This window comes from Nonomuraea sp. NPDC001699 (genome assembly GCF_053596455.1).
Genome location: NZ_JBSFGF010000015.1, coordinates 37,715 through 51,156, shown reverse-complemented (window position 1 = coordinate 51,156; position 13,442 = coordinate 37,715). Strand labels below are relative to the sequence as shown.

Genomic DNA, 13,442 nt, shown 5'->3' with positions numbered 1-13,442 from the left:
GATCAAGCAAAAAGTGATCGATCACTCTTGGTCCCTCCCCCCGAGGCTTCGTGGCGCGGCCGACGGAAGGCCGGGAGCGGCGGTCCGGCCATGCACTCCCCCGGGCGGCGGCCACGCGCCGGCCGCCGCCGCCCGCTCCCAGCAGAAGGACCCGCCCCGTGCCCGACACCACGCCCGACACCACGCCCGACACCACGCTCGCCGTCCGCGAAGAGGACGACTCCCTCGCCATCACCGCCGGCGACGTGCGGATCGCCCGGTACGTCCACCAGCCGGACGCTCCCGACGCCGAGTCCCCCAAGCCCTACCTGCACCCCATCCGCAGCCTGTCGGGCGCGCCCATGTCGGTCTACCGGCCGCACGACCACCGCTGGCACAAGGGCCTGCAGATGACCTGGGCGCACCTGTCGGGGCAGAACTTCTGGGGCGGCCCGACCTTCTCGGTGGAGCGCGACTACCACTGGGAGGACAACCACGGCCACATCAACCACCTCGCCTTCACCGACGTCACCTCCGACGGCACGCGGGTCGTGGTCGAGGAGAGCCTGCACTGGCTCTCGGCCCGGGGCGAGCACTGGATCACCGAGCAGCGCCGCCAGGTCTTCCACGGCGTGGACGGCGCGCGCGGCATCTGGGCCCTGGACTTCACCACGTCGCTGCACAACGTCCGCGGCGCCACGCTCGACTTCGGCAGCCCCACCACGCACGGCCGGCCAATGGCCGGGTACGCGGGCTACTTCTGGCGCGGTCCCAGGTCCTGGACCGGCGGCACGATCATCGGCGCCGGCGGTCTGGGCGGTGAGGAGATGATGGGCGTCGAGGCACCGTGGCTGGCCATGGTCGGGCAGCACGACGGGATCGACGGCGGCGGGACCGTGCTGGCCGTCGCCGGGCACTCCAGCGCGCCGGCGCCGATCAAGTGGTTCGTCCGCAACGAGGCGTTCGCCGTGATCAGCCCCTCCCCCTCCTTCGACGAGGAGATCGCTCTGGCCGACGGCGACACCCTCGAACTCGCGCACCGTTACGTCTTCGTCGACCACATGTGCGACCGGGCCGAGCTCGACGAACTCGGCACGGAGTTCGCGCTGTGACCCCGTTGTTCCCCGGCGGCACCTCGATCAGCGATCTGGCGGTCTACGACTGGGAGTGCGCCGACGGTGTGCACGGCGGCACGCCGCACCTGCACACGGTCTCGACCGAGGCGTACGTCGTGACCGCGGGCCGCGGGGAGGTGCACACCCTCAGTGCCGCCGGCTTCGCCCGCGACCGGCTCGAAGCGGGCACGGTCCTGTGGTTCTCGCCCGGGACGATTCACCGTCTGGTCAACGAGGACGGGCTCCGGCTGCTGGTGATCATGCAGAACGCGGGCCTGCCCGAGGCCGGGGATGCCGTGCTCACCTTCCCCGCCGACGTCCTGCGCGACCGCGACGCCTACCTCGCCGCGGCGACGCTGCCGGTGGGGGTTACGGAGGACGAACGGGCGGCGGCCGCACGGGTCCGCAGGGACCTGGCGGTCGCCGGGTTCCGGCGACTGGTGGCGGACGCCGAGGAGCGCGGCGGGCAGGCGCTGGCGGACTTCCATCGGCTGGCGGCGGCGATCGTGCGCCCCCGGGTCGCGTCCTGGAAGGAGTTGTGGGACGGGACCGTCGCCGCCGAGACCGAGCGCACGGGGTCACAGCTCGACGCGCTCGCGGGTGGTGATGCCGCCCATCTCGGGCAGGCCGCCGTGGTGCGGACCGCGCCCGGGCCGGGCCCTCGCGCGTTCGGCATGTGCGGCCGGCTGCGCACGTGGGCGCCGCGTCCCTGATCGGGCGGCCGGCGGGTCCTGTGGCCGGATCGGCGCCGCCGTGCGGGCCGGTCTCTCAGGCGGGCGCCGGACCGGCCGTCTCGCGGACGATGACCCGGTTGATCGACCGGTCGGACGGAGGCGGCGCGGGCTCGCCGCGCACCGCCGCGATGAGCCGGGCCATCGCCTCCCGCCCCTGCACTTCCCGGTCGACCGCCACGGTGGACAGTGAGGGGGTGGCGAAACGTCCCAGTTCCTCATCGTCCCAGCCGAATACGCTGACGTCGCCCGGGACCCGCCAGCCCCGTGACAGCGCCGCGCGTACGGCCCCCATCGCCACGTGGTCGTTCACGGCCACGATGGCGGTCACGCCGCAGCCGTCGGGCAGACCGCGAACGGCGTCATGGCCGGACCGGGAGCTCCAGTCACCGAGCGCGACGCCGTACGAGATGAGCCCGCGGCGCTCGATCGTCTGCTCGAAGACGAGCTTGCGGTTGCGGGCCGAGGCCCAGCTCTGCGCGCCCGCGATGTGGAAGAAGACCCGGTGGCCGAGCGAGGCGAGACAGTCGATGATCTCCTCGACCGGGGAGGCGTCCGCCAGCTCGTTCGTCCCGCGCAGGTGGTCGTCGTAGTCGCCCGTGACGACGATGGGCACCGGCGAGGCGGCGAGATCGGTCTCCAGAGGCGTCAGCGACAGAACGCCCTCGACCTGCCCGGAACCGGCCAGCTCCAGCACCCGCTCCGCCCTGGCCCGCGGATCTCCCTCGACACTGAGAACCTCCAGCTGGAAGCCCTCGGCGTGCGCCGCGGCCGCGGCGGCGCGGAGCATGCGCGCCGGCCACAGGTAGTCGGAGGCGGGCAGGGTGACCGCCAGCCGGTTCGTGTGCCGCGTGCGCATGGAACGCGCGACGAGGTTCGGCCGGTAGTTGAGCTCCTGGACGACCAGGTCGATCTTGGCGCGGGTCGCCGGTCTCAGGGTCTCGTTCTTCCTGAAGTATCGGGAGACCGTCTGGTGCGACACGCCCGCGCGCCGGGCCACCTCGTGGATCGTGAGGCGCGGCGTCTCGGCCTCGTCCAAGGGCCCCCTCTCCTCGCGCTGCGCGTCACAGCCTAGCCGGTCGCCCGTTCGCCGGGCGACGACGAAGTGATCGATCACCTCGTCGTCGTCCCGGGCCCTCCCGGAGGAAGGGGCGGGCCTCAGGAGCCGGACGACCCCTGGAGCCCGCTGGTGAGTCGTACGGGGAAGTGCCGCCCGGTGTCCTTGGTGTGGCCGATGCCGGACGACCACTCCAGATAGCCCTTCCTGCCGGGGCCGTCGTCGTCGTTGACCAGCAGGGACAGCGCGAACACCCCGGCCGGAGGGCCGTTGAGTCCCAGGCTCTGCCAGGGCAGCACCACGTCGTAGGTCGTGGTGGTGCCCGTCCGGGTCACCGCGAGCCGGTCCGTCGGGGTCGGGCCGATGATCGCGATGCCGAAGGCGGCGAAGGTGTAGGCGGCCGGCCCGTCGGGCGTCAGCGCCAGGCCGATCTCGGTGCGTTCGGTGGAGGCGCCGGGGAGCGCGGGCGACAGGGAGAGCTGGATGGAGTCGCCGTTGTACAGGTTGCCCGCCGGGTTCTTCTGGGTGAACACGTCGTCCTGGACCGTCGCCTGCACACGCAGCCCCGTCGGGGTCTGGGTGATCCGCACAGGACCACCGAGGTCGGCGGCCCCGCCCCAGTCGGCGGTGTAGCGGAACCAGGTCGCGTCGGCCGCCAGGTCGATCGGCGCGGCCGTGGTGGCGGTGTCGGGCTCGATGGGTCCCGCGCCGACGGACTGCCGCAACCGGAGGGCGTCACGGCCGCGCAGCCCGATGGACACCTCCAGGTAGCCCTGCTCCCACACCCGCAGCGACGGGAGCGGGATGGTGTGCGCGACCTGCTCGCCGGGCTGCAGCGTGGTGGTGTCGGCGATCGTGCCCGACTGCTCGCCGAGGGTCCAGGTGAGGCCGTCGAGGGTCACCGGGGTCCTGCGGGAGGTGTTGGCCAGCGAGACGGACGCCCGCGCCCGGTAGCCGCCGTCGCGGACGAGGTCGACCCCCACGGCGGCGACCACGGGGGTGGTGACCCTGATCGTCGGTGTCGCCAGCCGTGCCACCTTCTCGTGCCCGGTCGCGGCCCAGCCGGTGACCCAGCTCGCCTTGCCGCCCGCGGGGGCGGGGAGGTCGAAGACGGTCTCGGCGGTGCCGCACCCCTTGACCTTGACGTCGTGGCGCCGCCCGTCCAGGGTGATCGTCACCTTGGCGGGGACGGCGCGGCAGTTGCGGCCGGTGCGGTCGACGACCGCACGCACCTCGATGCCCTCGCCGTCGGCGACGGTCGGCGACGTCCTCAGTGTGATCGCGGGCGCGGGGTCGAGGACGAGGGAGTCGACCTGGCCCCTGACGTAGACCGGGTGCTCGGTCAGGGTCACCTGGACGGCTCCGGCGTGCGGGGTGAGGGTGGCGGGCACGCCGTACTGGTCGGTGAGGGTGAGCGGCTGGGCGGTCCGCATCGTCACGGTCCTCGGGCCGTCCGACGCCCACATGACGCGGACGAGGTCGTCGCCCGCGGCGCTCCTGAAGGGGAAGGAGTACGTGGTCGCGTCCAGCGTGTCCCGCTGGGTGATCGTGCGCCCGGCGAGTTCGGCCGCCATCACCGCCTGCGCGACCGCGGCCGGCTTGGGCTCGGCGGCGTAGCGGGCGGTCGCGCGCCGGACCTCGAAGACGCCGAAGTTGTGCTCCTGGTTGTTCGGATCGGTGCCGTCGTCGCGGGCGTCGTACCAGTAGAGGCGGTCGGCGCCGCCGGCCAGGGAGAGCACCGCCGAGCGGACCAGGTAGTCGGCCTGCATGGCGTCGGTCGTGCCGCCCGCGGTGTGGGTCGGCCAGCCGTACTCGGTGAGCCACAGCGGGAGCGAGCGGCCGGCGGCGGCGTCGACGGTCTGGCTCAGCGACGCCATCTGCGTGTCCATGCCTTCGGGCGGCGTGGGGTGGCGGTAGGGGTGGACGGACACCGCGTCCAGCGCGTCCGCGCCGCCCTGTTCGAGCACCTGGCGCACGTAGTCGGCCGAGGCGCCGGAGATCGCCGGGCCCACCAGCCGCGCTCCTTGCGGCTTGACCGCGGCGGCCGCCTGGAGGAGCTGGGCGTAGCAGGCGGGCGTCCGGCCGCACAGGCCGTCGTTGAAGTTGATGTTGAACTCGTTGTAGACCTCGGTCGCCCGGGTGTAGCTCGCGAAGTGCTGGTTGACGGCGGCCGTGAAGCGTCCGTAGGCGGCCAGGCCCTCGGGCGAGCTCGGCGTACGGTTGCCGTCGTAGAGCGGGTTGCGGTAGGCCGAGATCGGCAGCGGCTCGATCCCGGCGGCGTCCAGCGCGGCGAACCCGGCGTCGTAGCGGTCGAAGGTGTAGACGCCCGCCTGCTTCTCGACCGCGGACCAGCCCACGTCGTTGCGCGAGTGGGTGTAGCCGATGCGCGCGATGCCGTCGACGAGCTCCTGCTCGTAGCCGTGCAGCCCGACCCCGAACGGCGAGTCGGCCGCGGCGGCGGGCATCGACGGGACGATGCCGAAGCTCGTGCTCAGCGTGCCCGAGGTGAAGGTGTAGAAGCCGTTGGGCAGCGAGGCGAGGTTCACCACGCTGTTCCCGCCGGTGAAGGCGGCCGTGCCGCTCGCGACCTGCGTCCCCCGGGCGTCCTGGACGGCCCAGGGGGCGGGGGCCGGGTCCCGGGCGTCGGTGAACAGTTCCAGCGCGGCCTGGCCGGGGTCGAAGAGCAGGGAGTCGTTCATGACCCCGAAGTAGGTGGAGTGCTCCTCGAAGCCGGGGTTGGCCAGCAGGTTCTGCGCGGTGCCGTCCTCGGTCATGGTCAGGTCGTCCAGCCGCACGCCGGGGGTCACGTCCTGGGAGATGATGCGCAGGGAGAAGCTGGTCTGGGTGGCCAGGGTGGTGTAGGTCCAGGAGACCTGGCGCCAGTCGTAGGCGCCCATCGGGAAGTTGAAGCGCCGGCTGCTGTCCGGGCTCAGCACCGCCTGCAGCGCGGCCGCCTTCGACAGCCCCTCCGAGGCGACCCAGGCGGTGAACCGGTAGAGCGTGCCCGGCTTGACCGGCACGGTCTGGGCGAGCTGCCCGTAGGTGTTCGGGCTGCTCGGAGTCTGGTTGACGATGCGTACCGCGGACCCGGTGTGGCCCTGGGCGGTGGCGGTGAAGGCGACCTCGGCCGAGCCGCTCCTGCTGATGGCCCACGGGTCGAAGGTGTTGGAGTACGGGAGTTTCGGGGCGGCTAACGCGGTGGCGAGGAGGAGGAGCGCGGACAGTGTTTTCATCGGGTCACCCCTTGACCGCGCCGGCTCGGCCGGCGCTCCGGAGGAACTGCTTCTGGAACAGCAGGAAGAAGACCAGCGGGAGGATCACCGCGATGAACATGGCGGCGACGAGCGTGCTGGTCTCCGCGGTGGCCGAGATCTTGTAGAGGACGACGGACAGCGGCTGCAGATCGGGCGAGGGCAGCACCAGGAGCGGCCACAGGAACTCCTTCCAGGCCGACACCAGCGTGAGCAGCGAGACGACGGCGATGATCGGCCGCGACATCGGCAGCACGATGCGCCGGAACACCTCGAAGGAGTTGGCCCCGTCGACCTTGGCCGCCTCGAAGACCTCCTTCGGCAGCTCGGCGAAGAAGTTCTTCACCAGCAGCACGTTGAAGGCGTGCGCGGCGGCGGGCAGCCAGACGGCCCAGTAGCTGTCGATCAGGTTGGCCCCGACGCCCGGCACATCGATCACGGTCAGGTACAGCGACACGAGGGAGACGACGCCCGGGATGAACAGGGTGGCCATCACCGCGGCCGAGACGACCCCGGCGTACCTCGGCCGCAGGATGGCGAGGGAGTAGCCGCCGGTCAGCGCGACCAGCAGGCCGAAGAACCAGTTGCCGGCCGCGATCCAGACCGTGTTGGCCAGGGCCCGGCCGATGTCCATGCCGTTCCACGCCCTGACGAGGTTGTCCCACCGGATCCCGCTCGGCCACCAGCCGAACGGGTCGCGCAGGATGTCCTGCGAGGTCGACACCGCCGACTTGGCCAGCCAGAGGATCGGCCCGGCCGCGACGACCGCGAGGCAGGCGAGCACGGCCACGATCAGTCCGGTGAACACCACGCGGGTCGCCGGCCTGCGGCGTTCGCCGCTGGACAGGATGCCACGCTCGTTCATGAACGCTTCCACCCCCTCGTGGCTCGCAGGTACACCGCGGACAGGGCGGTGAGGAAGACGGCGAGCATCAGGCTCAGGGCCGTCGCCTTGCCGAAGTCGCCGGCGACGAAGGCGTATTTGAAGATCAGCATGAGCAGCGTGACCGTGCTGTTGTCCGGCCCACCGCCGGTCATGACGTAGGGCTCGGTGAACACCTGGAACGTGCCGATCACCTGGAGGATCAGCATGAGCAGGATGACCGGGCGCAACTGCGGCAGCGTGATGTGCCACACCCGGCGCAGCAACCCGGCGCCGTCGAGCTCGGCCGCCTCGTAGAGCTCGGGCGGCACCGACATCAGCGCGGCGACGTAGATGATCGTCGTCGTGCCGAAGCCCGCCCACGTCGCCTGCACGACGATGCTGGGCATCGCCGTCTCGGCGCTCTGCAGCCAGGGGAAGGGCCCCAGCCCGGCCCAGCCCGCCACGGTGTTGAGCAGGCCGTGCTCGCTCGGATCGAAGAGCTGCTTCCACAGCAGCACCGCCACGACCGGCGGGATGATGATCGGCACGTAGACGAGCACGCTGGCGATCGTCCTGGTCCGGCGCAGCTCCCCGATGAACACGGCGAGCAGCACCGGCACGGGGAAGCCGACGACCAGGGCCAGCACGGTGAACCACACGGTGTTCCAGGCCGCGGTGGCCAGCAGCGGGTCGGCGAGCACCCTGCTGAAGTTGCGCAGCCCGACCCAGGTCGGGTCGGTGACCAGGTTGGTGCGCTGGAAGCTGAGGACCAGGCTGCGCAGGATCGGCCACCACGAGAACAGCCCGAACACGATGAGCATGGGCGCGGTGAACAGAAGTTTGCCGAGGCCACCGCGCTGGGTCCACCTACTGAGCGGCGGCATCGATCAGCGCCTGCGCGTCCGTCCGGGCCTGGGTGAGCGCCGCCGGGATGTCGGCGTCCTGCTTGGTGAGGACCTGCTGGGTGACGGCGTCGAGAAGCGCGTACGTCTCCTGCGCGGCCACGGGCGGCTCGCCGAGTATGGGCAGCTTGCCCAGGCTGTCGAAGTAGGCCCGGTAGTTGTCCCGCTTGACGTTGACGTAGGCGGAGACCCAGGTCAGGTAGCGGTCGTAGATCTCCGGCGAGAACAGCGGCACCTCGGGCGCGCCCACGGGCAGGCCGCCCGCCTTGGACGTCTCGGCCCATTCGACCGCGGCCCGCTGGTCGAGGAAGCGGTTCAGGTACCGGAACTTCACCCACTCCAGCGCGGCGGCCGCCTCGCTCGGGGCGGCCTTGGGGCTGACGACGGCGATGTCGCCGCCGCCCAGCGTGCCGATGCCGGTGGCCGACTGCGGGAGCGGCGCGATGCCCAGGTCGTCGCCGGGCATGTCGCGGTTGCCGACGAGGTCGCGGTAGAGGTCGGCGCCGAGGACGGTCTGCCCGATCCGGCCGGCGGCGATGGAGTTGCGCATGTCGTCCTGGCTCAGCAGGAAGTTCTTGCCCGCCGCCTGGTCGGTCCACCGGACGTCGTGCAGGAGGGTCAGCGCGTCCTTCACGCCGGCCGCGTCGATCGTGGACGTGACGGTGTCGCCCTCGCGCCGCTGGATGGCGCTGCCGTTGGCGTAGGCCATCGTGGTGAGGATCCAGCCGCCGGAGTTCGTCGTGGTCGCGATCGTGAAGCCGGCCGCGTCGCTCGACCTGCCGATCGCCCTGGCGTTGGCGCGCACCTCGTCCCAGGTCTTCGGCGGGGCGTCGGGGTCGAGGCCCGCCTTCTCGTACAGCGCCCTGTTGTAGATGAAGGCCATCGTGTACGCGGCCGAGACGACGCCGAAGGTGCGGCCTTCCGCGTTCTGCGTCTGCTTGGCGACGGCCGGGTTGAGCTTGGAGAGCACCGCGTCGCCCTTGACGAGGTCGGTGATGTCGCGTACCTGGCCGTTGAGCGCGAGCTGCTGGATGTTGGTGTACGGCACCTGCATCGTGGTGGGCATCGAGCCGCCGGCGACGAGGGCGGCGAACGTCTGCGGGTCGAACTTGGTCTCCTCGCCCACCACGGTGATGTTCGGGTGGAGCTTCTGGAAGGCCGCGACCTGCTTGTCGAACAGGGCGAGATTGTCGGCGTTGTCCTTGGTGGGCATGTTGCCGACGTGGATCGTCACCTTGGCGTCCGGGTCCGCCCCGGCCTCGGGACGTCCGGACGAACAGGCGGTGAGAGCTATGATTCCGGTCATCGCGATACCGGCGAGCCGCCAGTTCTTGTGATGCAGCATGACGAATCCCTCTTTGCGGGCATGGTGGCGATCGAGCTCGGGCGGTGTCGTGACCGCTGGGGGCTCACGCGGGCAGCAGTGGCGTGCCGGCGGATTTCATGGCGATGGTCAACCGGTTGACCATCGCCATGGTCTTGCTGATCCTGGTACTTTGTCAAGAGTCCGGAGAAACGTGGAAGTAACCTGTTGTCACCGGGAGGGAAGGAACTGATGGCGCGCAAGGCCACAACCCTCGCGGACGTCGCCGCTGCCGCCGGGGTTTCGGTGTCGCTGGTGTCGAAGGTGCTCAACAACACCGGACGCGCCTCCGAGGAGACCCGCAGGCGCATCCACGACGCCGTGGAACGCCTCGACTTCCGGCCCAACGCCCTGGCCAAGTCCTTCGCCAGGGGGCGGAGCGAGCTGGTCGGGATCATCATCGAGGACGCCTCGGAGATCTTCAGCAGCATGGTGCTGCGCGGCGCCGAGCGCAGGCTGGCCGCGGCCGGGCTGGCCACGCTCGTGTGCGACGCCGCCGAGAGCGACCAGCGGCGCTCCCAGTTCGTCCGGGCGCTGGAGGCCCGCCACGTCGACGCCGTGCTGGTCATCGGGTCCGGGCCGTCGGGCCTCTACCCGTCCGTCTCCGACCGGCTGTCCTGCCCCGTCGCCTACGCCTTCTGCGAGTCCGACGACCCGGCCGACGTCTCGTTCCTGCCCGACGACCACGGCGCGGGGCGGCTGGCCGCCGAGCACCTGCTGTCACTCGGCAGGACGAGGATCGCGCACATCGGGGAGGGCAGCGAGAGGGGCGCCGAGCTGCGCACACGCGGGTTCGTCGAGACCCTCGCCGCCGCCGGGCACCCGGTCGAGCCGATCTTCGGCGACTGGTCCAAGGCGTGGGGCCTCCAGGCCGTCAACCGGCTGATCGAGGCGGGCACCGACGTCGACGCCATCTTCTGCGCCAACGACTTCATCGCCTACGGCGCCTACGTCGGCCTGCGCGCCCACGGCCTGCGGATCCCCGAGGACGTCGCGCTGGTCGGCCACGACCACTTCTCCATGGACCCGCCGCAGCGCAGGTCGGGGTTCCTGACGACCATCGACCCCAACCTGCCCGCGCTCGGCGACGCGGCGGCGCGACACCTGATCGCGCCCGGCACGGCGGCCGACTTCGCGCCGAAGCTCGTCGTCGGCCGCACGACCGCGGGCGGTCAGGCCGCCCCCGACCTCGCCACCCTCCTGGAGTTCATCGACCAGCTGCTGTGAAGCGCAGGGTGACGAGCTGGAACGGGCGCAGCGTCAGCGACACGGCCCCCGGCTCGAACTCGGCCCCCGCGGGCGGCTCGACGTCGCGTTCGATCAGGTCCACGAAGCGCGCGTCCCCGACGCACTCGACGCGCACGGGCGCCCTGGTCCCCTCCGACTCGTACAGGCGGACGATCACGTCGCCGCTGCGGTCCTCGGCGAGCTTGACCGCCTCCACCATCACGGCCGAGTGCGAGACCCGTACCAGCGGCTCGACCTCCCGCGCCCCGCGCACGGCACGCGCCGGCACGTTCGCGCGGTACCCCTCGGCGACGGCCTCGCGGATGCCGGCGTTCGGCCTGATCGAGTAGGCGAGCGTGTGCCTGCCGAGGTCGGATCCGGGATCGGGGAACATCGGCCCGCGCAGCATGGACAGGCCGACCGTCGTGGTCGTGCCGCCGTCCTGGCGGGTGTGCCGCACCACGTCGTGGCCGTACGTCGACTCGTTGGCGATGGCCACGCCGTACCCGGGCTCGCCGACGTGGATCCAGCGGTGCGCGCACACCTCGAAGCGGGCGGCGTCCCAGGAGGTGTTGGTGTGCGTGGGCCGGTACACGTGGCCGAACTGGGTCTCGGCGGCGAACCTGTCGGCGTGCACGTCCAGCGGGAAGACGAGCTTGAGCAGGGCGTGGCGCTCGTGCCAGTCGACCCCGCAGGCCAGGTCGAGCGCGGCCGATCCGGGGCGCAGCCGCAGCGTCTGCCTGATCGTCGAGTCGCCGAAGCGGCGGGTGACGACGACCTCACCGGCGCCGGTCTCCAGGCTCTCGACCTCGTCGACGTCGCGGGAGACGCGGCGGTAGTGCTCGTCGATGTCCCAGGCGTCCCACTCGTTGGGGATGTCGCGGTGCAGCACCAGCCGGTGGCCCGCCGCTCCCGGCGCGATCGCCTCGCGGCCGGTCGCGGCGTCGCGCAGCGACACCAGGTGGCCCCGGCGGTCGATCACGGCCCGGACGAGCCCGTTGTCGAGCACGAATCCGGCGTCCTCCTCGGTGAGGGAGACGTCCGCCGGGTGCGCGGCGGGCTCCCGGATGCCGAGCCCGTCCGTGGCGAGCTCCAGGTCGCCTTCGCCGACGAGGGTGCGTACGCTCTCGTCGATGACGCGGCCCAGGCTCTCCCGCAGGCGGGCGTCGTTCTGCTCGACCTCGTCGTGCACCCAGGCGATCGAGGTGCCGGGCAGCACGTCGTGGAACTGCTGCAGCAGCACGGTGTGCCAGCTGCCGGTCAGCTCGTCGTAGGGGTAGGCGGCCCCCTCGCGGACGGCGGCGGTCGCGGCCCACAGCTCGGCCTCGCGCAGCAGGTGCTCGTTGCGGCGGTTGCCCTGCTTGGTCAGGTGCTGGCTGGTCAGGGTCCCGCGGTGCAGTTCGAGGTAGAGTTCGCCCGACCACACCGGCGGGCTCTCGTACTCGGCCTCGGCGCGTTCGAAGAAGGCCTGGGGCGAGTCGATCGTCACCACCGGCGAGCCTTCCAGTGACCCGAGCCGCTCGGCGGCGGCGAGCATCTCGCGGGTCGGGCCGCCGCCGCCGTCGCCCCAGCCGAACGGCACGAGCGAGGTCCCGGCCACGCCCTTCTCCTTGTAGCTGCGCGCGGCGTGGGCGAGCTCGGCGCCGGACAGCTCGGAGATGTAGGTGTCGGCGGGCGGGAAGTGGGTGAAGATCCGGGTGCCGTCGATGCCCTCCCACAGGAAGGTGCTGTGCGGGATCTGGTTGACCTGGTTCCAGGAGATCTTCTGGGTGAGGAACCAGCGGCTGCCGGAGGCGGCGATGATCTGCGGCAGCGCGGCCGAGTAGCCGAAGGTGTCCGGCACCCACGCCTCCAGCGTGTCCACGCCGAACTCCTTCAGGAAGAACTGCTTGCCGTACAGGAACTGGCGGGCCAGCGACTCGCCGCCGGGCATGTTGATGTCGGGTTCGACCCACATGCCGCCGACCGGGATGAACTGCCCGGCGGCCACCTTCTTCCTGATGCGCTCGAACAGCGCCGGGTAATACTGCTTCACCCAGGCCAGCTGCTGGGCGGAGGAGCAGGCGAAGCGGTACTCGGGGTGCTCGTCCATGAGCGTCACCGCGCTGGCGAACGTGCGCGCGCACTTGCGGATCGTCTCGCGCACCGGCCACAGCCAGGCCGAGTCGATGTGGGCGTGCCCGACGGCGACGATCCGGTGGCTGCTGGCCGCGGCCGGGCTGGCCAGCACCCCGGCCAGCGCCGCGCGTCCGGCCGCCGCGGTCGCCGAGACGGCGGCGGGGTCGACGGCGTCGAGCATCCGCTCCAGCGCCCGCAGGATCTCCCAGCGGCGCGCCGAGTCCGGGCTCAGCTCGCGCATCAGCCCGTCCAGCGTCCAGATGTCCTGCGCCAGCTCCCACACCCCGACGTCCAGCAGCGCCACGTCGAACGCCCTGGCCGTGTAGAGCGGCCCGCTGCCCGCCGTCGCCCGGTCGCCCAGCGGCGTCGGCTCGTAGGTGTTCTCGCCGGCGAGCTCCGGGTTCGCCGCCGCCTCCACGTACAGGTCGATGGACGGCCGGGCCGGGTCCCACGGCAGGTGGGAGCTGCGCGGCGCCACGGCCTTGATGAGCGTGCCGTCGGGCAGGTACGCGAGCCCCTCGGCCTGGAACCCGGGACGCGGCCCGGAGAAGCCCAGGTCGACGACGAGCTCCAGCCGGGTGCCCGGGGGAATCTCCTCCGGCACGCGGCCGGTCACGTGGAACCAGGTCGTGCCCCATGGGTCGCCCCAGGGGTGCGGCAGCGTGACCGGCTGGTAGCCGGCCGCGAACGCCACCGGCGCGGGCACCGGCTCGCCCGGCACGTTCCACGCCTCGACGGCGAGGGGCCGCCGTTCCCGGTAGAGGGCGCCGGGCAGGAACTGCTGGACGAAACGCTCCAGCCGTCCCTCGACGATCAAACGGTTGTCATGCACGA

General features: G+C 71.8%; 9 protein-coding genes. 3 read left to right on the top strand and 6 right to left on the bottom strand.

What is annotated here, in order from left to right; translation table 11 throughout:
• Positions 1-158 precede the first annotated feature (158 nt).
• Positions 159-1,091, top strand: a complete 933-nt coding sequence (locus ACWCSU_RS35145; RefSeq protein WP_449940800.1) for a DUF6807 domain-containing protein — start codon at positions 159-161, stop codon at positions 1,089-1,091.
• Positions 1,088-1,807: a cupin domain-containing protein gene (locus ACWCSU_RS35140; protein ID WP_449940798.1), complete on the top strand. Its 720-nt coding sequence runs from the start codon at positions 1,088-1,090 to the stop codon at positions 1,805-1,807. The genes ACWCSU_RS35145 and ACWCSU_RS35140 overlap by 4 nt, the downstream gene beginning before the upstream one ends.
• 55 nt (positions 1,808-1,862) lie before the next feature.
• Here ACWCSU_RS35140 and ACWCSU_RS35135 read toward each other — a convergent pair whose 3' ends face one another.
• The 5 genes from ACWCSU_RS35135 to ACWCSU_RS35115 form a co-directional block, all read right to left on the bottom strand.
• Positions 1,863-2,864 (bottom strand): LacI family DNA-binding transcriptional regulator, encoded by a 1,002-nt coding sequence (locus ACWCSU_RS35135; RefSeq protein ID WP_449940795.1) that lies wholly within the window; start codon positions 2,862-2,864, stop codon positions 1,863-1,865.
• Positions 2,865-2,983: 119 nt separating this feature from the next.
• Positions 2,984-6,115, bottom strand: coding sequence for a glycosyl hydrolase (locus ACWCSU_RS35130; protein ID WP_449940793.1), 3,132 nt, complete (start codon positions 6,113-6,115; stop codon positions 2,984-2,986).
• Between the two features lie 4 nt (positions 6,116-6,119).
• Positions 6,120-6,998 carry a carbohydrate ABC transporter permease gene (locus ACWCSU_RS35125; protein ID WP_357701414.1) on the bottom strand — a complete coding sequence of 293 codons (879 nt, stop codon included), beginning with the start codon at positions 6,996-6,998 and terminating at the stop codon, positions 6,120-6,122.
• On the bottom strand, positions 6,995-7,882 hold the full coding sequence (locus ACWCSU_RS35120; protein ID WP_449940790.1) for a carbohydrate ABC transporter permease: 888 nt from the start codon (positions 7,880-7,882) through the stop codon (positions 6,995-6,997). Before ACWCSU_RS35120 ends, ACWCSU_RS35125 begins: the two co-directional genes overlap by 4 nt.
• On the bottom strand, positions 7,866-9,245 hold the full coding sequence (locus ACWCSU_RS35115; protein ID WP_449940787.1) for an ABC transporter substrate-binding protein: 1,380 nt from the start codon (positions 9,243-9,245) through the stop codon (positions 7,866-7,868). The genes ACWCSU_RS35120 and ACWCSU_RS35115 overlap by 17 nt, the downstream gene beginning before the upstream one ends.
• 210 nt (positions 9,246-9,455) lie before the next feature.
• Between ACWCSU_RS35115 and ACWCSU_RS35110 the strand changes: the two genes are divergently transcribed.
• A complete protein-coding gene (locus ACWCSU_RS35110) occupies positions 9,456-10,490 on the top strand; it encodes a LacI family DNA-binding transcriptional regulator (RefSeq protein ID WP_357701408.1) in 1,035 nt (344 codons plus the stop codon).
• Here the strand turns inward: ACWCSU_RS35110 and ACWCSU_RS35105 are convergent.
• Complete coding sequence (locus ACWCSU_RS35105) at positions 10,471-13,440, bottom strand: alpha-mannosidase (protein WP_449940785.1); 2,970 nt, start codon at positions 13,438-13,440, stop codon at positions 10,471-10,473. The two genes, ACWCSU_RS35110 and ACWCSU_RS35105, sit on opposite strands and share 20 nt — an antisense overlap.
• Positions 13,441-13,442 lie beyond the last annotated feature (2 nt).